Genomic DNA, 25,143 nt, shown 5'->3' on the forward strand with positions numbered 1-25,143 from the left:
GGGACCAAAGAAACGAAATTACCGCTTACCCCCGGCCGCCGCCACGCGCACCGCGGCGCCCAGCAGTCCGCCGAGGCCCGCCGTGAAGCCGCCCCAGAGCGCGGTGATCACCACCAGTACCCAGCCCGTCGGTACCCCAAAGGTCACCGCCAGCCGGTCGCCGAGGCGGCCTTCCGACAGCAGGTGCAGGTAGCCGGAGTAGCAGCCCCAGACCATGACCGCAGCCAGGAACGGAAAGTAGAAGCCGGCCCGCCGCCACACCGGCAGCAGGCCCGCGCTCACCGCCGCGCCGATGGCCGGCACGTACCACGGCCAATCGAGGTAGAGCGTGGCTACGCAGATCAGCAGAACGAGAAGAAGAAGGAAGAGGCGGTACATAGTCGTTATTCAAAGATCCAGCTGCCGATGGGGTCCTGGGGGCGCGTCCAGCGGGTGAGTTCGTGGTAGCGGCCCTCGGCCCACTCCTCGAAGCCGTTGTCGTAGAATTCGCTGCCCGGATTACCGGAAGCACCGCCCGGCAGTGCCCCCCAGCCGCGGGGCTTTTCGCCCAGCTCGACGACCATGCGCCAGCTGGCTCCGAAGTTGTCGTCGACCACCCGCGGCGTCATACGGGCCCCCGGGGTGGTGATCAGTGGAGAGCCGAAGCCGGGGATCTTGCCGAGGTGATCGATGTGGGCATCGCGGCGTTCCGACCAAGTGACGGGCAGCTCGCCGTCGAGCTCCTCCACGAGTTCATCGAAAACGCGCTGGGTCAGCATCGCGGCCGTTTCGCGGAAGTCGGGCGTGGCGACGACGTCGAAGATGGCGTTGCCCGGATCGTCGCGCAGCAGGTCGTTGAGTTTCCACCACTCCGGCCGCAGCAGTCCGTCTTCGCGGGGCAGCTCGTCGAAGGTGAGGGTGTACAGGCGTTCGCGCCAGTCGTCGAAGAGGGTAGGGGCCCGACTATCGCCGGTATAGCGGTAATCCCATTCGGAGAGCACCCGCAGCAGGCGTCTTCCTTCTTCGTTGAGTGCCTGCCGGTTGATGCGCGCGATCAGGAAGGGGGCCAGCTCCTCGGCGAGCAGGGAGTAGGCGTCGAGCTGCAGCTCTTTCATCCGCCGCTGGTTCATCGTGGGCTGGTGGTCCAGCACCCGGTTGATGTAGCGGCCGCGGTATTCGTCGAAGCGGCCCAGGTAGTAATAAGGATAGCTGGCATCGGTGGTCACCTGGTTGGCGGAACTGACGTAGCCGCGGGCCGGATTGTAGGAGACCGGTCGCTTTTCAAAGGGGATCCAGCCCCGCCAGGCGTTCTTCAGACTGTCGCCCTCGCGGATGAAGCGGCCCTCCTCCGGTTGCCGCAGCGGGAAGAAACCATTGGGCCGGATGGCGATGTCCCCGTCGCGGGCGGCAAAGATGAAGTTCTGCGCGGGGTCCACGTAGCCCCGCAGGGCCGCCACATAGTCGGCGTAGTTGCGCGCTTGCATCAATTTCAGGAAGGTGGCCACAATGGTGTGCGGGCGCACGGCCTTTCCGGGTGTATCCTGGGCGCGCCAGCGCATGGCCATCTCGGCGTAGGGGCCTTCGGTGTTCGGCACGGGACCGAAGACCGTCCAGGGTACCTCAACGATCTCGTCCGGAGCCCCTTTCACGCGCAGGGTGTCGGTCACGAACTTTGTAGGTACTTCACGTCCGTCGAGCCGATAGGCACTGCGGTCCGCCGCGGTCCAGTGGATTCGGTACCAGTCGGTCACGTCGTGGCCCACGTTCGTTTCGCCCCAGGCCACGTAATCGTTGAAGCCCATCATGAGTCCGGGCGCGCCGGCCAGTCCTACCCCCCGGGCGTTGCAGCCGGGGAAGGAGAGCTGGATTTCGTACCACACGCTGGGGTAGGATAGCGAGAGGTGGGGGTCGTTGGCCAGGATGGGAGCGCGGGTGTTCGAGCGGCGCCCGGCCACGGCCCAGTTATTGCTGCCGTTGTCGGGGTCGGGGGGGAAGTACCGGTAGGACTGCTGCCTTTCCTGCTCTTCCGTCAAGGGGTTTTGGGCGCCGCGCGCGGGTGCCGTGTCGGTACCGCGGGAAGCGGATAGCGTCGGCAGGGGCAGGAAGGAAAAGCGGCTCACCCGATCGTTCGCGGTGGTGGTATTGGCCGTGGGCACTACCGGACTGGCCCTCGGAAAGCGTTCCGGGAACAGGTCAATGAAGTCGTCGCGGCCCAGCCGCTGCAGGGTCTTGGTGGCTTCGGCGTCGTTGTAGGCGCCGCTGAGGCCCGAGGACATACCCTTCATGAGCAGTGCCGTGCGGTAGGGCGACCACCGCAGCGGTTCGTGGCCGAGGAGCTTGTACTCTACGGGGTAGTCTTCCGGTTTAAGCTGGTCGAGGTAGGCGTTGATGCCATCGGAGTAGGCCTTCAGCGCGCGGTAATCGTCCGGAAACTCCAGGCGGATGGTATCCACGGTGCGGCGGGCGATCTCTCGGAAGCCCTTGCGGATCTGAACCAGATCGCGTTGCGCCATGTCCGGCCCCAGCACCTGCGCCAGCGCCCCCTCGGTAGCCCGGGTACTGATGTCCATTTGCCACATGCGGTCGTAGGCGTTGACGTAGCCCTGCAGGAAGCAGGCGCTTTCCAGACTGCCGGCGATGATGTGCGGTACCCCGCGGTTGTCGAAGTGGATCTCGCCCCGCGCCAGGGAATCGGGGAGGTGAAAGTTCAGTTGTTGGGTGCGGGGGCCTTCGCCGGCGTTTTGCCAGAAGCCCATTCCCGGATTGAAGAAGGGGCCCAGGGCGGGCAGGGGAAGTCCGAAGGGTTGGGCCAGGCTTCCGAAGAGGAGCCAGCCGGTCAGCAGCAGGGCGGCAAGGGCGGGGGGAATCCAACGCATATCGAGGGGTAGGGCAGTCCGCGAAGGTACTAGCCCGTAAACGAACCAAACGCGGGGAGCCACATTATACCTCCTCAATCTTGCCGGTCAAATGCGCTTTCTGTCACTTTGCTGCCTCTGCAGCCTGTTGCTCCTTCCGGCCTGCGACGGGCAGACCCGCGAACGCCGCACCGCCCGGGGGGAGGATTTCGTGAGCGACCCCGATCACCTGTACTTCCGCAACGTCCGCAGCCGCGATTACCGCGCGGTCACCCTGTCTGAAGGCCTGGAAGCCTACTACCACGACGATCTGGAGGGAGAGCCATCCCTCATCATACGCGACAACTGGCTCGACGACCGCGCCGAACTCCTGCTCGGCGACCGGCCCCTGAGCCTGCCGGAGGTGCGGGAGCTGTACGACCGGCTTCGGTCCGGCTCCGCTGAGTCTCCATACTCCGACGACCGCCAGCGCCGCGCCGCCACGGAGGTGGTGGAGGATTACCTGCGCCTGATCGGCGGGTAGCGGCTGTAGCGGCGACTTTCAGTCGCCTTGCTGCATGGGTTTTCCAGCAGCTTGCCGGCTCAAGTCGGCCCTACATTACCTGTTGCCGGTACATATAGCAGTGTGGTCGGAGTAGCGGCGACTTCCAGTCGTCATGCTGCCTGTATTTTATAGCAGCTTGCCGGCTGAAGCCGGCCCTACATTACCTGTTGCCGGTACTTATAGCAGTGTGGTCGGAGTAGCGACGACTTCCAGTCGTCATGCTGCCTGTATTTTATAGCAGCTTGCCGGCTGAAGCCAGCGCAACATTTCGTGCTGCCCGTATTTACAGCAGAGTGTTTATAGTAGCGACGACTTCCAGTCGTCATGCTGCTTGTATTTTATAGCAGCTTGCCGGCTGAAGCCAGCGCAACATTTCGTGCTGCCCGTATTTATAGCAGAGTGTGTATAGTAGCGACGACTTCCAGTCGTCATGCTGCCTGTATTTTATAGCAGCTTGCCGGCTGAAGCCGGCGCTACATTACCTGTTGCCAGTACTTATTTGCAGTGTGGTCGGAGTAGCGACGACTTCCAGTCGTCATGCTGCATGTATGTTATAGCAGCTTGCCGGCTCAAGCCAGCGCAACATTTCGTGCTGCCCGTATTTACAGCAGTGTGTTTAGAGTAGCGACGACTTCCAGTCGTCATGCTGCCTGTTTTTACAGCAGCCTGCCTGCTCAAGCCCGCGCAACATTCGTGCTGCCAGTATTTACAGCCGCGTGCGTGCTATAGCGGCAAATTTCAGTGGCATACTCTGATATTACAGCAGCTTGCCGGCTCAAGCCGGCGCTACGGCTAATGCTGTCTGTATTTATAGCAGCTTACCGGCGCAAAGCCGGCGCTACCAACAACCATTTTCCGCGGGTACGGGTACTCATACCGTGCAGTTAAACCGTAAACAGCAGCGGCAACGCGACGTCCTCGAACACTACCACGACCGCTTCAACACGCCCGACTTTCTGCCCGACGACCCGCTGGGGCTGGTGCATGCCTTCGACGACCCGCGCGACCGGGAGATCGTTGGCTTCTGGATCGCGACCCTGGCCTGGGGACGCCGGGCCACGATCATCGACAAGGGGCAGCAGCTGATCGAGCGCATGGGCGGGGAGCCGCTGCAGTACATTCTGGCCTATGGCGACGATGCGGACCGCATTGCGACCGACCTGGGCGACTGGAAACACCGCACCTTCACCTTCGCCGATACCCGCTACTTTATGAGCTGGCTGCGGTGGTACTATCAGCGGCACGATTCGCTGGAGGACGCCTTCGCCCGGTATTTGTCGCCCGACAGCCCCACCATCGAGCCGGCGCTGCGCGGGTTTCACGATCTGTTCTTCGGTTTGCCGGAAGCGCCCCACCGGACCCGCAAACACGTGGCTACCCCGGCCCGGAAGTCGCGCTGCAAACGCCTGTGCATGTTCCTGCGGTGGATGGTGCGCCGGGACGACCGCGGGGTAGACCTAGGACAGTGGAAGCGTATCCGGCCCGATCAGTTGTGCATGCCCCTCGACGTGCACGTTGAGCGCGTAGGACGTTCCCTGGGCCTGCTGCAGCGTAAGCAATGCGACTGGCTCGCGGTCGAGGAGTTGACCCGGAACCTCAAGCGGTTCGACCCCCAAGATCCTACCCGCTACGATTTCGCCCTCTTCGGAATGGGGGTGGAGGGGGTCGCGCTGGATACCGTTTAGGCGGGCCGACTAAAGTGCTGATTTATAGGGGTGGGTCATACTTTAGGGGGCTGACGCTGTTGTACCCCAAACCCTGTGATTCCCGGCTTATGACTTCTGAATTCTGGCTGACCGGCAAATATCCCAAACAATACTCCGACGCACCGGACAACCGGCTCTACGTGCGGCAGTATGGCAACGGTCCGCATATCCTGATCGCCCTGCACGGCTTCGGCCGCAGCGGCGCGCGCCTCGAACGACTGGGTACACACCTCGGACGGCATTTCACCACCCTGGCCCCCGACCTTCCCTACCACGGGAAATCGGAGTGGTACAACGACCGATACGGGATCGAGGAGATCACGGGGATGATCCAGCAACTCCTGGATCGCTACCGCGACCGCCGCGTCTACCTGCTCGGCCACAGTCTGGGCGGGCGGTACCTCAGTGCCTGTCTGTGTAAACTCGAGCACCCCAACCTGCAGGATATGGTCCTCGTGGCCCCCGACGGGGCGGGCGGGCGGTATACCAACTGGATCGATACCCTGCCGCAAACCCTGATCCGGCCGCTGGCCAAACTGTCGGAGCGACCGCGCACCATATTGCGGCTTTCGCAGTGGCTGCAGAAGCGCGGGCTCATCAACGGATATTCGGCCGAATACCTGAAGTACAACCTCAACAATCGCCCCTTCCGCCGGCGGCTGGCCGGCACCCTGCGCAGCGTGCTCAAGTTTCCTCCCGCCCCGGATGTCTTCGAGCGGGCGCTCGACCAGCGGGGCATCCGCTGCACGGTATTCGTCGGAGATAAGGATCCGCTGCTGCACCACGACCGCCTAACGCGGATGTACGAGCCGCTGCCGTCGGTGGATATTCACCGGTACGTGGGCAGCCACTGGCTGCCGGAGCGGCTGCTGGCCGATTACTACTTGGATAGTTTGGTGGCAGTGTTACCTTAGCTGCCGTGAAACCCCTGGCTTACCCCAACGTCGGTACCATGCTTGACCGGACTACCCGGTTGCTCAAACAGCATTATCTGCGGGCCTTCCGTGAGGAAGGAATCGACCTGAGTACCGAACAGTGGGTACTGCTGGACCGCCTCTTCACCCAGGGAGATGCCAGTCAGACCGAACTGGCCAACGGAACCTACAAGGACGCGCCCACGGTAAGTCGCATCATAGACAAGCTGGCCCGCAAAAAACTCGTGGAACGCCGCCGCTACCCGAACGACCGCCGCCGCTACCTCGTTTCGATAACGCCCACCGGCCGGAAAATCCACGAACGGATCACACCCTACGTCCAGGATCTCCGGCAGCAAACCTGGCAGGGCCTTTCGGAAGACGACTTCCTGCGCCTGCAGGATATCCTCCGACATATCCGGGACAATTTTGAGGAGGAGGAATAGTTGAAGATCTTTGCCCGCACCGAGTGATGACCCTCACTGTGGTTGGCTCTGTGCGGAGGCAGTAAGCCTCTACTGGTAATACTCTTTGGCCGTGCAGCCGCCCCCCGTCCCGGACCATAATCCTGAAGAACAGATGAATTCCCTGCCCCAGCACATCGAAGCCCTCATCTTCGCCGCCCCCCAGCCGATCCCCCTTAATGAGATCCAGTCGGTACTCATGGACAGCGTCGGAATGGAGTTTGCCGAATCGGTGCTGTTGCAGGCTATCCAGGACCTGAAGCGCCGCTACGACCACGCGCAGCACAGTTTTGAGGTAGTGGAGATCGCCGGGGGCTACCAGTTCATGACCAAGGGTGCCTACCACCAGACCATCGGTGCGCACCTGCGGCAGCAGAGCACCAAAAAACTCAGCCGGTCGGCCCTGGAAACCCTGAGCATCATCGCCTACAAGCAGCCCGTGACGAAGTCGGACCTGGAGAAGATCCGCGGCGTGAGCTGCGACTACGCCCTGCAGAAACTATTGGAAAAGGAGCTTGTTACCATTACCGGTCGGGCCGACAGCGTAGGCAAACCCCTGCTTTACGGCGTGACCGACAAGTTTATGGATTACTTCGGCATCCGCTCCCTGAACGACCTGCCCCAACCCCGGGAATTCAAACTTCCCGAAAATACCATCGGGGAACCCGAGGAACTCATGGTGGACGCCGACAACTAGCACAGCCCCATGATGGTCAATAAAGTCGCCGCTTCCGGACTCATTACACTCAAACTTGAGGACTACTGGCCCAGCCGCCCGCTGGTGTCCTTTGACCTGAAGGATTACCTGTTTCAGGAACTGATCCTGAAGGAAAAGGACTTCCGCGACGCCATTAAGGAACACGACTTCGAACAGTACCAGGATAAGGTACTATTGGTCTTTTGCTCCGCGGATGCCATCATTCCCGCCTGGGCCTATATGCTGGTGGCCGCTTCCGCCGCTCCCTACGCGGCGGACATCTACCAAGGTACGGAAGAGGAATACCTGCGCGACTACTACCGGGAAACCATTGCCGGCTTTGACCTGGCCGACTACGAAGGGCAGCGTATCGTGGTGAAGGGCTGTGGCGACCGTCCGGTACCTCCCGCGGCCTATCTGGAAGTCACCGCGCGCCTGCGCCCCGTGGCCCGTTCGATCATGTTCGGCGAGCCGTGCAGTACCGTTCCGGTGTACAAGCAACCCCTGGTCCGCAAGTAAACCTTGGTGCTTATCTTGGGCCGTAAATATCGCCCATGCGACCCAGCCTTTACCTGCTTGTGGTACTGTCCTTATGTTGCTCGTTGGCAGTAAAGGCACAGGACACCCACTTTACCCTGCACGACTATAATCCCCTCTGGCTCAATCCGGCCCAAACCGGTGCGTTCAGCGGCTCTGTGCGGGTGGGCGGCATCTACCGCGGGCAGTGGTACACGCTGAACGGACTTAGCACGCCCAGCGCCTACGTCGACGCCCCCGTCATCCGGGGCCTGCGGCGCTATGACTGGATCGGGGTGGGCGCCAACCTCATCAATGACAAAGCGGGCATGGGCGCCGACCTGGGCCTGCAATCCAACTACTTCGGATTTTCGGCCGCCTACCACCTGTCGCTCGACAACAACCGCCGCAACGTGGTTACCCTCGGGGCCCAGTACGGCAGCACCACCTACAGCCTCGACGTGAACGGCATCAACCTGCTGCAGCAGCTCACCATCGATCCCGCGCTGGGCGGCGGCGGCCTCTCTCAGGGGGAGATCCGCATGAGCGAGGGCAACGGCTCGAACGAGAGTTACAACAACATCAACGCCGGTATCATGCTGCGTTCCGTACTCGACCCGGGCAAGGACAACCGCTTCGAGGCCGGGGTGGCGGTACTGCACCTGAATAACCCGAAGAAGAACACCTTGCTGATCGCGCCCACCGACAGTATGGGGATCGACAGCACCACCGTGGGCCGTTTCGATCCCGACGACCGCCGTCGTCGGCCCACGATCCACGCCCACGCGCGGCTCGACCTGGAAGTCAGCGACAACTGGCGGTTCCAACCTTCGGTCTTTGCTCAAAGCTCTTCATCGGTTACCTCCGTCTCGCTGCAGGCCTGGGGTAGCCGTGCCCTGAAGCCCGACGTCAACCTCCGTCTCGGTCTCGGCTACCGCACCGGCGATGCCGCCCAGATACTGGTGGGGCTCGACTACGAACAGCTGCGGGCGGCCCTCAGCTACGACATCACCCTGAGTCAGGCCCGCGTGGTCGACAATTACCAGGGGGCGTTCGAGCTTTCCGCCCAGTACATCCTCAACATTTACAAGAAGCCCACTGTCGTGCCCACGATGCTGTGCCCGAAAATCTGACGCCCCGGCGAAGGATACGCCCTGCGGCCCCGTTCTTATGGTTCACCTACTCCCGACCTCTATGACAAGTACCCTTACGGACACCCTTCGGAACCTGCGATGGCCGCTGGTGGCCGTGCTCGCGGTCGCCGCTCTCCCCCTGGTCGCCCAGCCGCTGGCCGGGAGTTCCAATCTGGAGCAGCTGCTGGCCGCTGCCGACTCCGCCCGGGTCTCCTACAACTGGTCGGTGGCCCTGGACAACTACCAGCAAGCGTACGACATCGAGGAAGACGAAGACCTACTGCCGCTCATCGCGCAGATGAATTACGAGCTCCGAGACGTAGCGGCCGGCATCCGGGGATATACCCGGGCGTTCCGCAAAACGGAAGCGTTGGATAGTACCAACAACATCCACCGCTTTTACTTCGGCCGCTTGCTGAAAATGGATAGGCAGTACGACGAGGCCGTCACCTACCTGCAAAACTTCCTGCAATTCAACCGCGATTCCGTGCTCGGCATCCTGGCCCGCGCCGAAATCGAAGGCGCCCGCCTGTACCGTGATGCCCCGACCGAAACCGGGGAGGTGGAACTTGAACTCATCGATCGCTCCGTCAATACCGTCTGGAGCGAATACTCGCCCGTACTTTCTCCGGACGGAAATTCCCTCTACTTCGCGACCGTGAAGGCCACCAGCCCCGTGGAATTGGTGGACGCCAACGACAGCGAGAAATTCATCCGCATCTTTCGCAGTGAAAAGAGCGAAGAAGGAGACTGGGAACGCCCCGAACCCCTGGAAGCGGAGGTCAACCGCCCCGGCGTGCACACCGCCAACCCCAACGTAAGCGCCGATGGCCGCCGGCTCTATTACAACCGGCTGCTGATGAACAGCAATAAGGTAGCCCAGGCCAAGATCTACTACAGCGACGTCGACGACGACGGCTGGAAGAGTGGCAACCCCGTCTCCGGCATCAACAGCGACGACTACCTGGCCCTGCAACCCGCTACCGGAGAGCTGTTCGGCAATGAGGTGCTCTTCTTCGTCAGCGATATGCCGGGCGGATTCGGGGGCTACGATATCTACTACGCCACCTACGAAGGCGACGGCCGCTACGGCTCACCCGTCAACCTCGGCGAGACTATCAATACCGTCGGCGACGAAACGACGCCCTTCTACTTCGACGGCACCCTTTACTTCAGCACCAACGGCCTGCCCACTATGGGAGGGACGGACCTGTTCTACAGCACCTGGAACGGCAGCAACTGGAGCGCGCCTACCAATATGGGGCCCGGCTTCAACAGCAGCGTGGACGATCAGAGCCTCAGCATCTACAACGAAGGCCTGGTGGGATTCATGACCAGCAACCGGCCGGGGGAAGGGCGATCCGTCAAGAGCCAGACCTGCTGCGATGACATCTACGCCTTCGAGGTGCCCCGGCTTTACGCCAACCTCGTTGTCGGACTGTTCAATACCGACCGCCAGCCGCTGAACAACGGGACCATCGAACTGCAGCCGATCCGCAACGGGCGGCCGGTCGGCAGCGGCAGCCAAAAAACCCGCGACGACGGCAACCGCTTCGATTTTGGCCTCGACCTGGAAACGGAGTACAGCATCGTGGCCTCCCACCCCGGTTATTTCCCCGACACGGTGGAACTGAGTACCCTGGGCCTGCAGGAGAGCAAAAGCTTCGAACAGGTATTCTTCCTGCGCGTCGACCCCTCGACGATCCCGGTGTACGATACGATCCAGATCGAGGAATCCATCGCCCTGGAGAACATCCTGTATGACCTCGATAAGTCCGATATCCGGCCCGATGCCGAAGGCGATCTTCAGGTGCTGGCCGACCTGATGAAGGAGTACCCGGACCTGGTGATCGAGTTGAGCTCCCACACCGACTTTCGCGGGCAGGACCGCTACAACGAGAGTCTCAGCAAGCGCCGCGCCGATTCCGCCCGCCGGTGGCTCATCACCAAAGGGGGCATCGAGGCTGCCCGCATCAAGTTTGCCGGTTACGGCGAAACCCAGCCCCTGGTCGTGAGCGAACGGCTGTCCCAGCGTACCGGAGGTGTCTTTACCGCCGGCGACACGCTTTCCGAGCCCTACATCAATGCCCTGCCCACCAACGAGCAAAAGGAACTGGCCCACCAGCTGAACCGGCGTACCGAGTTCAAGGTCCTGGAAGGCCCCACCGAGATCATCATCCGCCGTGACATCATCGAGCGGGTCATTGACGGTGCCAACCGCAACGGCAATCCGAAGCCCGCCGCCGGTCCTTCCCTGCCGGATTCGATCAGTCCGATGAGCAGCCTGCACGGCAAGCCCGCCGCCGAGGTGGCCGGTTTACCCGTTTTGGTCTTCGAGCAGCGTAATATCGATCTGGGTGCCGTACGGAAGGGGGAGCAGAAGAGCTTCACCTATTCCTTTATCAATCGGGGGAGTGTGCCGGCCAAGGTCATGCTCATCCAGGCCTGCGACTGTACGACCGTCACCCACGACGACAGCAAGGTGTACCAGCCGGGCGAGCGCGGGACCATCGCCGTCACCTTCGACAGCACCGAAAAAGAGGAAGCCGAGACCTTGGGCATCGATATTTTCCTGGAGCAGAGCCACCCCAACGGCCGGCCCGTGACGGAAATGATCGAGTACCGCTTCGACATCACGGAATAGGTGTCCTGGTCGCTGCGGTCCCTCCTGGAAGGTTACCGCGAAGGTTGGCGGCGCTATACCGATTTCACCGGGCGGAGTACGGTCGGGGAATACGTGGCGTTTCTGGTGGTCAATTTGCTGGTGGGGTTACTCCTGCACCTGCTCGAAAGCATTACCGAAGACGGCCTTTTCGGCTTTGTCGGTGGCGTATATGCCCTGGCGGCCCTGTTGCCGGGTATAGCGGTGACGGTGCGGGTTTTGCGAACCTGGCTGCGTCCGCGGCCTTAGAGTCCGGCCCGGGCCGAAATCTCCAGCATCCGGTCGATGCTCTTTACCCCCTTTTCGATGACCCACTCGGGCAGGATGATCTCCGGCTGCTCGTACTGCATGCACAGGTACAGCTTTTCCATGGTGTTGCGCTTCATGTGGGGGCACTCGTTGCAGGCGCAGGTATTGTTCGGCGGGGCGGGGTAGAAGACCTTGTCGGGGCTGGCCAGTTCCATCTGGTGAATGATGCCGGGCTCGGTGGCCACGATGAACTCCTGGTACTCGCTCTCGCGGGTAAACCGCAGCAGACTGGAGGTGGAGCCTACGTGGTCGGCCATGTCCAAAATGTGGGCTTCGCACTCGGGGTGGGCGATGAAGGCGGCGCCCGGGTGGGCGATCTTCAGTTTGGTCACCTTTTCGTGGCTGAAGATTTCGTGTACCATGCAGCTGCCGTTCCAGAGGACCATGTCGCGGCCGGTCTCCTTGACGAGCCAGCGGCCCAGGTTGACGTCGGGTGCGAAGATGATGGGCTGGTCTTCCGGGATGGAATCGATAATGTGCCGGGCGTTGGTGCTGGTGCAGCAGATGTCCGTCAGCGTCTTGAGTTCCGCCGTGCAATTGATGTAGCTGACCACTACGTGGTCGGGGTACTTCTCCTTGAACTTGGCGAATACCGGGGCGGGGCAAGAATCGGCCAGGCTGCAACCGGCCTTGAGATCGGGCAGGAGCACCTTCTTTTGCGGACTTAGCATCTTGGCGGTTTCGGCCATGAAGTGTACCCCGGCGAAGACTATGATGTCGGCGTCGGTGCTGGCGGCCTGCTGGCTGAGTCCCAGGCTGTCGCCGATATAGTCGGCAATGTCCTGAATCTCGGATTCCTGGTAGTAGTGGGCCAGGATCACGGCGTTGCGCTCCTTCTTCAGCCGGTTGATCTCGGCCGCGAGGTCGAGGGTAGGATCAACTTCGAGGTCAAGGTACCCCCGGCGCTTCAGGTTCCGGGTGGCGAGATCGAGATCGGCAGACATAGGTAGTGGTTTTACTTGCGGACGCGAATATAACAGCGGCTTTGCCGATAAGTTGCTTTGCTTTAAAGTTAAACTAAGTAAGGGGAGGTAGCCGGCATTCTGGGAATTCGTACTGCACCTGCGCGCCGCCGCCCCGCGTGAATGTGCTACATTAGCCGCGCACCAAACGCTACCGCCATCGCTACTTTCAACTGGGCCATCCTCGGCCTCGGCAAGATCGCCCGCAAGTTTGCCGAAGACCTGCAACGCATTGATGATGCCCGCCTCGTGGCCGTCGGTTCCCGCTCCCTGGAGCGTGCCCGGGCCTTTGCCGCTGACTTCGGGGCAGAGCACGCCGCCGGCAGCTACGCCGCCACCTTCGATGGGCCCCGGGTAGACGCGGTGTATGTCGCCACCCCCCACACCGGGCACCGGGAACTGACGCTGCTGTGCCTGGAACGCGGCATACCGGTGCTTTGCGAAAAGCCAATGGGACTGAACTACGCGGAAGTGGAAGAGATGGTCAACGCCGCGCGCCGGACGAACACCTACCTGATGGAGGCGCTCTGGTCGTGCTTCATCCCGGCTCTGGTGGAAGTGAAGCGAACCGTTGAGGCCGGAGCCATCGGTACGTTGGAGGGGCTACGGGCCGACTTTGGCTTTCGCGGCGTGGCGCGGGAGGACTTTGACCGCGACCGGCTGTACAACCCCGCCCTGGGTGGCGGCGCCCTGCTGGATATCGGGATATATCCCATCTGGCTGGCCCAGTACCTGTTTGGGGCACCGGAGGAAATCCATGGCGTAGCTCGCCTTACGGAGTTGGGGGCCGATGTAGACACGCAGGTGACCCTCCGCTACCCGGGCGGGCGGCTGGCGCACTGCTACTCCACGCTGCTGGGGGCCACGAAGACCGACGCCTTGCTGCTCGGGTCGGAAGGTGAGTTGCACCTGCACTCCCGCTTCCACCACGCCCACGGATTCAGTTTGCTCAAGGGCGACGAGGTGCCCCCCACGAACCACTACCACCGCTTTGAGGGCCACGGCTACCAGTATGAGGCCCGCGCGGTGATGGACGACCTGCGCGCCGGCCGGAAAGAATCTCCGATCTGGTCGCTCGACGACAGTCTCCTCCTGCACCGGACCCTTACGGAAGTGCGGCGGCAGATCGGGGTGGTCTACCCAGGCGAATAAGTCCTTCTTATTATTTAATGGCCTGTAAGCCCTGTAGGTAGGCGAGCAGGTCGGCCAGTTCCTGTTCCTCCATTATGGTGTGCAGGCCTTCCGTCATCAGGCTTTCGCCGAGGGGCTGGCGTTCCTGGATGGCGGACTTTTCGAGCACGCGGCTAACCCCGCCCATCATGCGCACGGTAAGCTGGTCCTCGGTTTGGCTCTCGATGTATCCCACGAGCTGGCTGCCGTCGGCCAGGGTGAAGGCGTAGCCTTCGTAACCGAAGCCAATACCCTGGCTGGGATAGGCGATTGCGGCGAGCAACCCGCCGGCGTCGAGTTTTTCCCCGATGTGATCGAGCTTGGGTCCGAAGCGTACCCCCTGCCCGTTCACCTGGTGGCAGGCGGCGCAGTATTCGGTGAAGACCCCTCCGCCACGGCCCGGGTCACCTTCCATGCGGGCAATGGCGTTGAGGTCGACTTCCTCACCCGTGCGGTGCTCACCGAGCCAGGAGATGGCCCCTTCGCGGATGTCCGACCGCCAGGCCTGGGTCAGCACGCGGGCTACGTAGCGGCTGTCGTCGGAGGCGGCGGTGTCGGCCCTGATTTCCGCGAGCAGGAATGCCATGCCGTTCCACATATTGGCCAGGCTTCGCGTGGCGGTTTGCCGCAGGGCGGTTGGCGCCGTGGCGTCGGTGCGCAGTTCCTTGAGCCACTCGATGATCGGGCCGTGCTGGAGGTACCGTGCGAGATCGACCAGCCGTGTCTGCTCGGTAGCGTCGGCCTTGCGGTAGCGTTGCAGGTAGTATTCCGGACCGCTCAGGCCGTAGGCGATCTGGGCGGCGCGCTCACGGAAACTGTTGTCCGCGCTCACCAGGGCGGAATCCAACAGTACCGGTGCCTCGCTCTTCAGTTTCGCGTTGTCGGCCACCATCAGCCAAACGTCGCTGCCGCGTAGTTCGGGCATGATCTCCCTTACGCGCTGCTGGAGCCGGCGGTTGTTCTGAAGTCGATCAGGATCCAGGCTGGCCAGGGCGTAGCGGACCATTTCCTGCCGGCGGGGATGGTTTTCGTTGAAGATTGCCCGCTCGATGACCGGCTCCGCCGCTTCGGGTGCCTGAAAATGAAGGGCCCGAAAGAAGCGGGCCATTTCGGCCGGGCTTTCCGCGTCTTGGAGATAACGTTCGTAGGTGTCGATCGCTTCCGGGGCGCGGCTGCGCCAGACGAGGTCGCGGGCGGGCGATTGCGCCAGATCCGGCTCGGTGGCCAGCCAGGCCGCGTAGCGCTCGCTGGGGTAGCGATCGGAAGCGATGCCCAGGGCTTCCAGGTACCAGCGGTCGTTGCCCGTGTACCGGTTGGCCAGGCGGGCGAAGAGGGCATTGGCCTTTTCGCTGTTGAGGTAGCGGAGTCCGAGGGCGGCCTCCCGCAGCAGGGCGGGATTGTCGGTGCTTGTGGCCTGTTCGATGAGGGTCAGCAACTGCTCGTGGTTGGCGCCGGGGTATTGCCGGGCCATGCGGAGCGCCAGCTCTTGCAGCTCCCGGTTGTCGCTGTTCCAGAGCAGGGGGGCCACTTGTTCCATCCCGTCGTTTCTTTCGGCCAGTACCCAGGCGGCGCGGGCGCGGGTGCGGGGTGGGGTGGAACGGTCGGACAGGGCGGCCCGGAGGGCATTGTCCGCTTCCGGGGTGTCGGCCAGGTAGCGATAGGCCAGGTGGCGCGTGGCCTGGTTGGGGTGGTTCAGGGCGGCCAGGGCGCCGTCGGGCGTCTTGAGGTTGGGAGGCGTGACCTGATATTTTTCGGCGCCACTTCCGTAGAGGCGGTACACCCGTCCGCGCTCAATATCCGCCATCAGGTGTCCGCCTACTCCGCTGTCGTACCAGTCGGATACGAAGAGCGAGCCGTCCGGGGCGGTACAGACGTCGCTGGGGCGGAACCACTGGTCCTCGCTTTTCATCAGGTTGACGATGCGGGCGGCGTATCCGGACCCGTCCGGGGTGACGGGGTAGGAGCGAACCACATTATGGCCGGGTTCGCAGTGGATCATCTGGCCGTGGAATACTTCCGGCAGGGATTCACCTTCGTACACCAGGATACCCGTGGGCGAGCCGCTGCCGGTCTGGAGGAGGTTGGGCACCACCCCGGGGTCGTTAAGGTGCCAGTGGCGTTTGGGGATCTCGGGGTCCATGCCCACGCGGGCCTGCTGCCAGGCTGCGCCGGTGATCTCGTCGTGGTAGCCGTAATTGCCGTAATCCATCACGTAGTTGATCCGGGTGCCTTCGTTGCCGTCGTCGTCGTTGTCGCTTTGCCACATCCGGCCAAAGGGGTCTAGGGCCACTTCGAAGTTGTTGCGGAAGTTGTGGCCCATGATCTCGAGTTCTGAACCGTCGGGGTTGCAACGGAAGATCATGCCCTGCCGGAAGGTCTTGCCTTCTTCCACCACCTGTCCGTGCAGGTCGCGGGCAAGTTCCCCGTTCTTCAGGCGGAGGCGTTTGCCTTCGTTGCCGAAATTGAAGTACAGTTTCCCGTCGGGTCCGAACACCACGGCGTGTACGCCGTGATCGTGGTCGACCCCCGACAACCCAGTAAAGAGGGTATCCAAATGCTCCGGTACATCGTCGCCGTCGGCATCGGTAAATACCAGCAGATTGGGGCTGGCGGCTACGTACACCTTGTCGCCGAGTTTGGCGATCCCCAGGGCGGCATTCACTTCGGGGCCCTGGTAAAACACCTTGGCGGTATCGGCCCGGCCATCTTGGTCCAGGTCTTCCATGATCAGGATCCGGTCGCCGGCCGTACGTTCGGGGTGGTCGTGGTTGAAGCGGCGGTAGTTCTGGGCTTCGCAGATCCATACCCGGCCCCGTTCGTCCACGTCGAGGTTGGTGGGATTGGTCATCATGGGTTCGGAGGCAAAGGTTTGCAGTCCGAGTCCGTGGTGTAGGGTAAAAGAGGCCGCGGCGTGCTCCGGCAGGCGCTTGTCCGCTTCGCTCAGGGTGGAAAAATCGATGGAGGCCTCTTCTGTAGGCTCCGGTTGGCAGGCGGTCAACAGCAGCACGAGCGAAGAGAGCAGTAGGGGTCGCAGCATGGGAGCGGGCTTGGAAATGAGTCGGAATATAGGAGGAAATTGCATGGGTTAAGCGGCGACCGGTTCCTTCCGCGCCTGTAGTACCTTCGCCGCATGCAGGAGCGACCGACGGTGCTGGACTTCCTTACGCTGATCGGACTGAGCCTGATCTGGGGTACGAGTTACATCCTGATCAAGTGGGGACTGGAGGTGTTCAGCGCGCAGCAGATCGCCGTATTGCGCCTCGGGCTTTCGGCCCTGGCGCTCTCGCCCTTTGCCATTACGCACCTGCGGCGGATCAGCCTGCGGCAGCTGCCCGTTCTGCTGCTCGTAGGGCTCACCGGGACGGCCATTCCCTCTTTCCTTTTTCCTATTGCGCAGACCCACCTAAGCAGTAGCCTGACGGGAATGCTGAGCAGCCTCAATCCGCTCTGTACCTTTTTGGTAGCGTGGCTGATCTTCCGTACCCGTCCGGTACGCGAGCAGGTTATCGGGCTGACGGTGGGCCTGCTTGGGGCGGTGCTGCTGGCCTACGTTACGCCCGGCGAGGGTGGGCAGAGTACGCAGCTGGCCTACGCGGGACTGGTGCTCGCGGCCTGCTTTTGTTACGGCACCTCGGCGAACCTGGTGGCCAACTTCTTCCGGAAGCTACCTTCCCTTACCATTACGGTGACCAGTTTCTTTGCCGTGGGCCTTCCCGCCCTGATCTATGCCTTCACCCTGGGCGGGGTGGTCCCGACGATCGTCCAGGCCGGGACGGCGGGCTGGTGGGCACTGGGATACGTTACTATCTTGGCGGTCGGCAGCACCGTCCTGGCCAGTTTCGTGTTCTTTCGATTGGTACAGCGCACCGGGGCAGTCTTTGCCAGCACGGTGAGCTACCTGATCCCGGTGGTGGCGCTGCTTTGGGGCCTGCTGGACGATGAGCGCTTTGCCCTGCTGCAAATGCCGGCGATCGTCCTGGTGCTGGTGGGCGTATTTCTGAGCAAGCGCAAGTAATGGGACAGTTGCTCCGCGTTTGAATTGCGTACTTAGCGTCGTGCTGGCTCAGGTAACCCGATGTTCCCTTACCCAACGTTCTATATGAAGCTATATACCGCCTTGTTGTTACTCATGTTGCCGCTTATCGGCTGGGCGGGGCCGGCGGATTCCGTCCGGATCGACGAGGTGCTGCTCATAGGGCACAAGAAGACGCGTCCACGGGTGGTGTTTCGGGAGATGACCTTCGGCAGCGGCGATGTACTGGCGGTTGAGGACCTTGACTTTGCCATGGGCCGCAGCTATAATAATCTGATGAATACCGGTCTTTTCGCGAGCCTCGAGATCGCCTACGATACGGCGGCGGTAGCCAGTGGGCATACGACTGTCACGGTGACGATGCGGGAAACCTGGTACATCTATCCGGTTCCGGTGTTTTCGCTGGCCGACCGGAATTTCAACGTGTGGTGGGAGGAGCAGAACCGCTCCCTCGACCGGGTGAATATCGGGGGCAAACTGAATTACTACAATTTTACCGGCCAGCGCGATAAACTTAAACTCGGGTTCACCACGGGCTATACCCGTTCTCTGGAGGCAAGTTATACTTTTCCCTATCTGAACCGGGAGGGGTCGATCGGTATGGAGGTGAATTTCGGCAGCCTGCGGCGGCGGGAACAGAACTACCTCACGCGCAACAACCAGCAGGAATTTTATCTCGATCCCAACGCCTTCGTTTACCAACGCTCGCAGGCCACGCTTTCTCTTTCTTACCGGCGGAAGATCTACGTTTCCCACTCCATCGACCTGGGCTGGCGCTACTCCCGTGTAGCCGATACCATCGGGCGGGTGCTGAATCCTGATTTCTACGGCGGCGGGCGGGTCCGCCAGAAGTATTTCCGGGCGGGTTACGACTTCCGGATCGACCGGCGTGACGTGCGCAACTACCCGTGGAAAGGCATGTTCTTTACCGCCGGTATCGCGAAGGAGGGTTTGGGCATTTACGGGGAGCGCGACGGGCTGGAGGTGCACGCCGACTACCGGCGCTTTATACCCTTCGGTAAAAAATTCTCCTTCAATTACGGGGTAGCCGGAAAGTACAGTCTCATTCGCACCCGGCAACCCTTTCTGGAGAACCGGGCCATTGGTTTCGGGAATAACGGACTTACGGGCTACCAATTCTACGTGGTCGACGGACTGGATATGCTGATCTGGCGGCTCGGCGTACGGCGGGAGATCTTCAACACCAAGGTGGATCTGGGCAAGCTGGTCTTTATCGACGCCTTCCGGTATATCCCCATCCGGGTACTCCTGTCGCTGCAGTTCAACCAGGGAATCGCCAACGCACCCTTTGTCGACAGCTCCAACCGGCTGAACAACAACCTCCTCACCGGAATGGGGGCTAGCGTTGATTTCGTGTTCTTCTACGATATGGTGGGCGGAATACAGTACAACCGGAACCACCTGGGGGAAGATGGTATATACCTGAATTTCATGCTGGGCTTTTAAAATATGATATTGGTTTCCGGCAGAGGGTGGAACCCCTGTAAATTGATAATATTACATCCAAAATTGATATGTTGAAAAAACATATCGCAGTATTTTCTTTAATATCAGATATAGTGCGAAAAACCGCAGCCCTTCACTTGGTTTTGAGCAATACCTTGTCCGTATTCCGTGCGGGAAGGACGATATGTATTGCACCTGCGCTCGCCGGCTGTATTTCCGACGTGGGATAGGAGGGTAGGGCCGGGCGAACCTACCTTTAGAGGCCGGGCACGCCTAACTTTTCGTAACCTTGTACATCCGGCGTCCTATAAGCCGGCCCCTACTATGCAGGTAGTCATCTACAGCCAGGTATACAAAGAGACCGACCGGGAGCACGTACAGGAACTGTTCGACCTGCTGGCCGCCGAGAACTTCTCCACCTACGTTTACGGGCCGTACCTGGAACAGATACGCCAGCATATTCACTTCACCAAGGACGTAGGCATATTCGAGAGCCACCTGGACTTCCGGATCAAGAAATTCGATATGTTGATCACGCTGGGGGGTGACGGTACCATCCTCAGCGCTATCCTTATGATCAAGGATTACCACATACCGGTGTTGGGGATAAACCTCGGCCGTCTGGGTTTTCTGGCCCGGGTGGAAAAGGTGAAAATGCGCGAGGCGCTACGTTTACTGGCGCGGGGGCGCTTTGAAACGGAGAAACGCGATATGCTGTACCTGGAAAGTAATCTTCCGATTTTTGGGGATACGCCATACGCATTGAATGACTTCACGCTGCTCAAGCGGGACACCTCGTCCATGATCACCATCCATACCTATATCAACGGCGCTTACCTGAACAGTTACTGGGCCGACGGGATCATCGTAGCCACGCCCACCGGCAGCACGGGGTATAGCCTCAGTTGCGGCGGACCGATCATCTTTCCCGGCAGCGGCAACTTTGTCGTGACCCCCGTAGCCCCCCACAACCTCAACGTACGCCCCATCGTCATCAGCGACGATGCCGTGATCAGCTTTCAAATTGAAGGGCGGGCCGATAACTTTTTGTCGACGCTCGACAGCCGATTTGAAACGGTAACCGCGGTACACGAACTCGCCGTGCGGAAAAACGACTTCGGGATCGATCTGGTAAAGTTGCCGGATATAACCTTTATGGATACCCTGCGGGGGAAATTGAATTGGGGAGAAGACCGCCGCAACCACTGAAATAGTTATAATTGGTTAATTTCGTGTGAGAACTATATATTTGCAGTAGCCCCGAGAACATTTGGGGTAATTGGTTATTATAGCATTTATAAAGTTGGCCGTTAGTGGCTAAATTGATGTACAAAACACTTTCCTTTGGCTGCCCACCCTGATTGGAGCGGCACAAGATACTCGCCGGCATATTCCCCAGTACGTTAGGTCCGGCCAAGATCAATCACCTGCTACCCATGCGCTACTTACCTATGATCTTGTCCGATCCCGGGCGGTAACCGATCTATTCACTCTAAACAGATTTTATAATGGCAAGTCTTAAAAAAGAATTACGCGCGGTACTCGCACGCTTTGAAGCGGCGCAGGAGGCGTTTATTGAAGGTACCCAATCCCAAAAAAAGAATAAGAAGAAAATTAAAAGCTCGAAGGCAAAGATCAAGAGCCTCGAGCAGAAGGTCGCCAGCCTGGAGCAGCAGCTGCAGGTGATACAGCGGCAGCAGGATATGGTAGTGGATTCCACCGCCGCCCCCCTCGAAACCACGCCCAAGCCCTCGACTCCGAAGCGCTCGGGTGGCCGCCGCGGCGGAAAGAAGAAGGATGCTCAGTCATCGACCAGCGATAACACCACCAGGGCAACCGCCGCTGAAATGGCCGAGGCGGTAAGCGACGCCCCCGATTCCGTAAGCGAAGCCGCCGCTGAGAAGACCACGCCGAAGCCCCGCCGCGGTCGTCCCCGCAAAACCACCGGCGCCGCCAAGTCCGCCCGCAAGTCAGGGTCGGCCACCAAGCGCAAGAGCACCGGCCGCCGCGGCCGCCCCTCCACCAAGGGCCCGGAGAGCGAACTCACCAAGATCAGCGGCGTGGGAGTTACCATGGCCAAGCGATTCGAGGAAGCCGGCGTGACCAGCATCGAGCAATTCGCTAATCTTTCCGACGACGATATGAAGGACGTACTGCAGAAGTGTGGCCCCCGCTACCGCAACGCCGACAGCGACCGCATGGAGTCCTACCGGGAATCCGCCCGCCAGGCCATGCAGGAATAGTCCAGCGGTTCTGATACCAAAAAAACCGCCGCTCGGAAATCCGGGCGGCGGTTTTCTATTTACTCTACCGAGTGCTGGAACCTAGCGGGCAGCGCGGTAGCGCTCGCTTACTTCGTCCCAGTTGATGACCTCGAAGAAGGCATCTACGTAGTCGGTGCGGCGGTTCTGGTAGTTCAGGTAGTAGGCATGCTCCCAAACGTCGAGGCCGAGGATCGGCGTGCCGCGCTCGCTCACCACGTCCATCAGGGGGTTATCCTGGTTGGGGGTGGAGGTGACGGCCAGCTTGCCATCGTTCTTTACGATCAGCCAGGCCCAGCCGGAGCCGAATTGTCCGGCAGCGGCGCTGGAGAACTTCTCCTTGAAAGCATCGTAGCTGCCGAAAGCCTTATCGATCGCGCTGGCGAGTTCTCCGCTGGGCTTTCCGCCACCGTTCGGACTCATGACGGACCAGAAAAGGCTGTGATTGTAGAAACCGCCGCCGTTGTTACGGACGCCCGCTCCCGCCGAGCTGACCTTCGACAAAATTTCTTCGATATCCTTGCCGGCCATATCGGATCCCTCAAGGGCGGCGTTTAACTTACTGGTGTAGCCGGCATGGTGCTTGCCGTGGTGGATTTCCATCGTACGGGCATCAATGTGCGGTTCCAGTGCATTCGAAGGGTAGGGTAAATCGGGAAGGGTAAACATAGTAGTATGATTTATAAGTAAACAAAAAAGCCCCGTTACAGGGCGGGCGCGCAGGTGCAGCGTCCCACGGTGTGAACGTGGCAATGTTTCCGGGGTTGAGTATCAATGTACCTGATCCCGGCTAGATCGTAAATATGAAGTAAAGAAGTAAATAGGTCAGTGTAAGCCAAAACCCCATCCTTACCAGGTCGCGTTTCATTCTTGCGTTACTTTACCCGGTCGACGGGTGTTAGTTTTTTTTATCTAACCCAATCCCAACCGCCCAGGTTCGTATGCCCGGGCGTCGGGCTTCGGACGCATTCGCTTTCACATTTAAACAGGCTGTTGCCGTAATTTTGAACCATGATCCCAGCCAGTGCCCCAATCAAATTCGTTTGTATTCACGGTCATTTTTACCAGCCCCCCCGGGAAAATGCCTGGTTGGAGACCATCGAGATCCAGGACAGCGCCGCCCCCTTCCACGACTGGAACGAGCGCATCAACGAAGAGTGCTACGCACCCAACGCCACCGCCCGCGTGCTCAACGACGAGCAGCATATCCGGGAGATCTCCAACAATTACGCGCGCATCAGTTGGAATATGGGTCCGACCCTGCTCTCCTGGCTGGAGCAGCACGACCCGGCCACCTATCGCCGCATCCAGGAGGCGGACGCGAAGAGCCGCCGGCGTTTCAACGGACACGGATCGGCACTCGCCCAGAGCTACAACCACATCATCATGCCGCTGGCTAATGCCCGTGACCGGATCACGCAGATCAAGTGGGGCATTGCTGATTTTGAACACCGTTTCGGCCGCAAGCCCGAGGGAATGTGGCTGGCCGAAACCGCCGTCAGTACGGAGTGCCTGGAAGACCTGGTCGCCTGCGGCATCACCTATACGGTACTTGCCCCGCGGCAATGCCAGGCGGTTCGCCCCACGGAGACCGATGAGTGGCATGAAGTACACGGCGGCGTCGACCCCCGACGGCCCTACCGCTGCGTGCTGCCGAGCGGAAACTCGATCGCCCTGTTCTTCTACGACGGCGACGTGGCCAAGGCGGTCGCCTTCGAAGGATTGCTCAACGACGGCCGTTACCTGGCCAATAAACTGACCGACAGCCTGGACGCGAACGATGAAGTCCAGCTGGCCCACATTGCTACCGACGGCGAGAGCTATGGCCACCACCACGCCAAGGGTGAAATGGCCCTGGCGGCCTGCCTGGAAGAGATCGACCGCAACCCGAACGTGCGCCTGACCAATTACGGCGAGTTCCTGGAACTGCATCCCCCGACCTGGGAGGCCCGCATTCACGAGAACAGTTCCTGGTCGTGCGTACACGGCGTGGAACGGTGGCGCAGCGACTGCGGCTGCGAGACGGGCGGTGAACCCGGCTGGCACCAGCGCTGGCGCGCGCCATTGCGCGAAGCCCTGGACGAGGTGCGCGATCGTCTCGCCGGAGTGTTCGAGCGGGAGGGTAGCCTTATGTTTACCGACTGCTGGCGGGCCCGCGACGCTTACATTGAGCTGGTACTGGATCGTTCCGGCGGCCGCACCGATGCCTTCCTGACGCAGTGGGCCAAAAGCCGGGAGATCACCCCCCGACAGAAAATCCGCATGCTCCGGTTGCTGGAAATGCAACGCCACGCCATGCTGATGTACACCAGTTGCGCCTGGTTCTTCAACGAAGTAAGCGGGATCGAAACCCTGCAGGTGCTGCAGTACGCCAACCGGGCCATCCACCTGTGTGAGGTACTGACGGGCAAAAACTATCACCCGGACTTTATCGCCCGGCTCGAGAAGGTGGAAAGCAACGTACTGCCTAACGCCGCCGTGGCCTACCGGGAGTCGGTAATCCCCGCCCGCGTGGGCCTGCTGCGGGTGGGTATGCACTTCGCCGCCGCGAGCCTCTTTGAGGATCGGCCCGCGGATCTCGAACTCTTCAACTACCGTAGCCAGATTCATAGCCTCAAGCAACTGCGCGCCGGTGCCTTCCGCCTGTCGGTGGGACGCATGACGATCCTTTCCAACATCACCTCCAGCAGCTCCAACTTCAGCTTCGCCGTGCTCTACCTGGGCCAGCAGGCCATGATCGGCGAGATATCGCAGGATATGGACATGCGCGACTTTGACGCCCTGCTGCCCGAGCTCGAACGGCAGTTCCGGGTAGGCCACGTCAGTGAGGTGATCAATCTGATGAAGGACAACTTCTCCGGGCAAAGCTTCTCGATCTGGCATCTGTTCCGCGACGAGAAGCGCAAAATCCTGCTGGAGATGACCGAACGTACCCTTGAGATTGCGGCATCCAGCTTCTCCGACGTTTATTACGACAATTACCAGTTGATGAGCACCATGCGGGCCAATGACCTGCCGCTCCCCGACAGCTACCTGGCCGCCATCAACTTCACCATGCACCGGCGGCTGCTTGATCTGCTGACCGGGGACAGCCAACCCGACCGCGCCCGCCTGCACCGCATCGTGACCGATTACCTGCACTGGGAACACGAATGGAAAGACACCGCCAAGCTGGACAACGCCGCCGAGCAGCGCGTCCACCTGCTGGTATCCAAATCCTTCGACAGCCCCCAGCTATGGACGTGGACGCACCAACTTGTGGAAGGCCTCCGCAGTCTGGGCCTCAGGCCCAACTTCTACCGGGCGCAGACGATCTTCATCGAAGGCTGGACGCCCGCTTACGTAAAAACCCTGTCCGCCGCTCAACTGGAGGCCGGGCTGGCTTTCGCCCGGCAACTGGATATTCAGCTCGGATTCGTAGCGTTCCAGCCCGTGCTGGTACCCGCGGGGATGCGGGGATAACGGAACAAG

The 25,143-nt window shown here is 60.9% G+C and carries 20 protein-coding genes; 15 read left to right on the plus strand and 5 right to left on the minus strand.

What is annotated here, in order from left to right; genetic code table 11:
- Nucleotides 1–18: 18 nt before the first annotated feature.
- Both E4021_RS09350 and E4021_RS09355 read right to left on the minus strand, forming a co-directional pair.
- Nucleotides 19–378, minus strand: coding sequence for a hypothetical protein (locus E4021_RS09350; RefSeq protein ID WP_136458708.1), 360 nt, complete (start codon nucleotides 376–378; stop codon nucleotides 19–21).
- Between the two features lie 5 nt (nucleotides 379–383).
- Nucleotides 384–2,855: a penicillin acylase family protein gene (locus E4021_RS09355; RefSeq protein ID WP_136458710.1), complete on the minus strand. Its 2,472-nt coding sequence runs from the start codon at nucleotides 2,853–2,855 to the stop codon at nucleotides 384–386.
- A gap of 91 nt (nucleotides 2,856–2,946) precedes the next feature.
- Here E4021_RS09355 and E4021_RS09360 point away from each other — a divergent pair, with 91 nt between their 5' ends.
- From E4021_RS09360 to E4021_RS09400, 9 genes are all read left to right on the plus strand, one after another.
- A complete protein-coding gene (locus E4021_RS09360) occupies nucleotides 2,947–3,357 on the plus strand; it encodes a hypothetical protein (RefSeq protein WP_136458712.1) in 411 nt (136 codons plus the stop codon).
- An 899-nt stretch (nucleotides 3,358–4,256) separates the two neighbouring features.
- Nucleotides 4,257–5,063: a TIGR02757 family protein gene (locus tag E4021_RS09365; protein ID WP_136458714.1), complete on the plus strand. Its 807-nt coding sequence runs from the start codon at nucleotides 4,257–4,259 to the stop codon at nucleotides 5,061–5,063.
- An 89-nt stretch (nucleotides 5,064–5,152) separates the two neighbouring features.
- The gene (locus E4021_RS09370; RefSeq protein WP_136458716.1) at nucleotides 5,153–5,998 is read left to right on the plus strand and encodes an alpha/beta fold hydrolase; all 846 of its coding nucleotides are present in this window, start codon (nucleotides 5,153–5,155) and stop codon (nucleotides 5,996–5,998) included.
- Between the two features lie 5 nt (nucleotides 5,999–6,003).
- Nucleotides 6,004–6,444, plus strand: coding sequence for a MarR family winged helix-turn-helix transcriptional regulator (locus tag E4021_RS09375; protein ID WP_136458718.1), 441 nt, complete (start codon nucleotides 6,004–6,006; stop codon nucleotides 6,442–6,444).
- A 133-nt stretch (nucleotides 6,445–6,577) separates the two neighbouring features.
- Entirely contained in the window at nucleotides 6,578–7,159 is a 582-nt protein-coding gene (gene scpB / locus E4021_RS09380; protein WP_136458720.1) for an SMC-Scp complex subunit ScpB, read from the plus strand.
- A gap of 9 nt (nucleotides 7,160–7,168) precedes the next feature.
- Nucleotides 7,169–7,678, plus strand: a complete 510-nt coding sequence (locus E4021_RS09385) for a DUF2480 family protein (protein WP_136458722.1) — start codon at nucleotides 7,169–7,171, stop codon at nucleotides 7,676–7,678.
- 35 nt (nucleotides 7,679–7,713) lie between these two features.
- Nucleotides 7,714–8,808, plus strand: coding sequence for a PorP/SprF family type IX secretion system membrane protein (locus E4021_RS09390; protein ID WP_136458724.1), 1,095 nt, complete (start codon nucleotides 7,714–7,716; stop codon nucleotides 8,806–8,808).
- Between the two features lie 61 nt (nucleotides 8,809–8,869).
- A complete protein-coding gene (locus E4021_RS09395) occupies nucleotides 8,870–11,452 on the plus strand; it encodes an OmpA family protein (RefSeq protein WP_168797543.1) in 2,583 nt (860 codons plus the stop codon).
- Nucleotides 11,453–11,719 (plus strand): DUF805 domain-containing protein, encoded by a 267-nt coding sequence (locus E4021_RS09400; RefSeq protein ID WP_136458728.1) that lies wholly within the window; start codon nucleotides 11,453–11,455, stop codon nucleotides 11,717–11,719.
- Here E4021_RS09400 and nadA read toward each other — a convergent pair.
- The gene (gene nadA / locus E4021_RS09405; RefSeq protein WP_136458730.1) at nucleotides 11,716–12,723 is read right to left on the minus strand and encodes a quinolinate synthase NadA; all 1,008 of its coding nucleotides are present in this window, start codon (nucleotides 12,721–12,723) and stop codon (nucleotides 11,716–11,718) included. The genes E4021_RS09400 and nadA overlap by 4 nt on opposite strands.
- A 141-nt stretch (nucleotides 12,724–12,864) precedes the next feature.
- Between nadA and E4021_RS09410 the strand changes: the two genes are divergently transcribed.
- Nucleotides 12,865–13,893, plus strand: coding sequence for a Gfo/Idh/MocA family protein (locus E4021_RS09410; RefSeq protein ID WP_136458732.1), 1,029 nt, complete (start codon nucleotides 12,865–12,867; stop codon nucleotides 13,891–13,893).
- 10 nt (nucleotides 13,894–13,903) lie between these two features.
- Here E4021_RS09410 and E4021_RS09415 read toward each other — a convergent pair whose 3' ends face one another.
- Nucleotides 13,904–16,948 carry a PVC-type heme-binding CxxCH protein gene (locus E4021_RS09415; protein ID WP_168797544.1) on the minus strand — a complete coding sequence of 1,015 codons (3,045 nt, stop codon included), beginning with the start codon at nucleotides 16,946–16,948 and terminating at the stop codon, nucleotides 13,904–13,906.
- A 93-nt stretch (nucleotides 16,949–17,041) separates the two neighbouring features.
- Between E4021_RS09415 and E4021_RS09420 the strand changes: the two genes are divergently transcribed.
- The 4 genes from E4021_RS09420 (at nucleotide 17,042) to E4021_RS09435 (ending at nucleotide 21,654) form a co-directional block, all read left to right on the plus strand.
- A complete protein-coding gene (locus E4021_RS09420; protein ID WP_136458736.1) occupies nucleotides 17,042–17,926 on the plus strand; it encodes a DMT family transporter in 885 nt (294 codons plus the stop codon).
- A gap of 84 nt (nucleotides 17,927–18,010) precedes the next feature.
- Nucleotides 18,011–19,411 (plus strand): BamA/TamA family outer membrane protein, encoded by a 1,401-nt coding sequence (locus E4021_RS09425; protein WP_136458738.1) that lies wholly within the window; start codon nucleotides 18,011–18,013, stop codon nucleotides 19,409–19,411.
- Nucleotides 19,412–19,735: 324 nt separating this feature from the next.
- Nucleotides 19,736–20,620 (plus strand): NAD kinase, encoded by an 885-nt coding sequence (locus tag E4021_RS09430; protein ID WP_136458740.1) that lies wholly within the window; start codon nucleotides 19,736–19,738, stop codon nucleotides 20,618–20,620.
- Nucleotides 20,621–20,919: 299 nt separating this feature from the next.
- A complete protein-coding gene (locus tag E4021_RS09435) occupies nucleotides 20,920–21,654 on the plus strand; it encodes a hypothetical protein (RefSeq protein ID WP_136458742.1) in 735 nt (244 codons plus the stop codon).
- Nucleotides 21,655–21,735: 81 nt separating this feature from the next.
- Here E4021_RS09435 and E4021_RS09440 read toward each other — a convergent pair whose 3' ends face one another.
- Nucleotides 21,736–22,341, minus strand: coding sequence for a superoxide dismutase (locus E4021_RS09440; protein WP_136458744.1), 606 nt, complete (start codon nucleotides 22,339–22,341; stop codon nucleotides 21,736–21,738).
- Between the two features lie 342 nt (nucleotides 22,342–22,683).
- Here E4021_RS09440 and E4021_RS09445 point away from each other — a divergent pair, with 342 nt between their 5' ends.
- Entirely contained in the window at nucleotides 22,684–25,134 is a 2,451-nt protein-coding gene (locus E4021_RS09445) for a DUF3536 domain-containing protein (RefSeq protein WP_136458746.1), read from the plus strand.
- The last annotated feature ends 9 nt before the right edge of the window (nucleotides 25,135–25,143 follow it).

This window comes from Neolewinella litorea, from assembly GCF_004803465.1.
Taxonomy (GTDB): Bacteria; Bacteroidota; Bacteroidia; order Chitinophagales; family Saprospiraceae; genus Neolewinella; species Neolewinella litorea.

Bases quoted from the DNA above. Each gene is read 5' to 3' on its own strand.
- E4021_RS09350 (WP_136458708.1), bottom strand. From the start codon at position 378: ATGTACCGCCTCTTCCTTCTTCTTCTCGTTCTGCTGATCTGCGTAGCC.
- E4021_RS09355 (WP_136458710.1), bottom strand. From the start codon at position 2,855: ATGCGTTGGATTCCCCCCGCCCTTGCCGCCCTGCTGCTGACCGGCTGG.
- E4021_RS09360 (WP_136458712.1), top strand. From the start codon at position 2,947: ATGCGCTTTCTGTCACTTTGCTGCCTCTGCAGCCTGTTGCTCCTTCCG.
- E4021_RS09370 (WP_136458716.1), top strand. From the start codon at position 5,153: ATGACTTCTGAATTCTGGCTGACCGGCAAATATCCCAAACAATACTCC.
- scpB (WP_136458720.1), top strand. From the start codon at position 6,578: ATGAATTCCCTGCCCCAGCACATCGAAGCCCTCATCTTCGCCGCCCCC.
- E4021_RS09385 (WP_136458722.1), top strand. From the start codon at position 7,169: ATGATGGTCAATAAAGTCGCCGCTTCCGGACTCATTACACTCAAACTT.
- E4021_RS09390 (WP_136458724.1), top strand. From the start codon at position 7,714: ATGCGACCCAGCCTTTACCTGCTTGTGGTACTGTCCTTATGTTGCTCG.
- E4021_RS09395 (WP_168797543.1), top strand. From the start codon at position 8,870: ATGACAAGTACCCTTACGGACACCCTTCGGAACCTGCGATGGCCGCTG.
- nadA (WP_136458730.1), bottom strand. From the start codon at position 12,723: ATGTCTGCCGATCTCGATCTCGCCACCCGGAACCTGAAGCGCCGGGGG.
- E4021_RS09410 (WP_136458732.1), top strand. From the start codon at position 12,865: ATGTGCTACATTAGCCGCGCACCAAACGCTACCGCCATCGCTACTTTC.
- E4021_RS09415 (WP_168797544.1), bottom strand. From the start codon at position 16,948: ATGCTGCGACCCCTACTGCTCTCTTCGCTCGTGCTGCTGTTGACCGCC.
- E4021_RS09420 (WP_136458736.1), top strand. From the start codon at position 17,042: ATGCAGGAGCGACCGACGGTGCTGGACTTCCTTACGCTGATCGGACTG.
- E4021_RS09425 (WP_136458738.1), top strand. From the start codon at position 18,011: ATGAAGCTATATACCGCCTTGTTGTTACTCATGTTGCCGCTTATCGGC.
- E4021_RS09430 (WP_136458740.1), top strand. From the start codon at position 19,736: ATGCAGGTAGTCATCTACAGCCAGGTATACAAAGAGACCGACCGGGAG.
- E4021_RS09435 (WP_136458742.1), top strand. From the start codon at position 20,920: ATGGCAAGTCTTAAAAAAGAATTACGCGCGGTACTCGCACGCTTTGAA.
- E4021_RS09440 (WP_136458744.1), bottom strand. From the start codon at position 22,341: ATGTTTACCCTTCCCGATTTACCCTACCCTTCGAATGCACTGGAACCG.
- E4021_RS09445 (WP_136458746.1), top strand. From the start codon at position 22,684: ATGATCCCAGCCAGTGCCCCAATCAAATTCGTTTGTATTCACGGTCAT.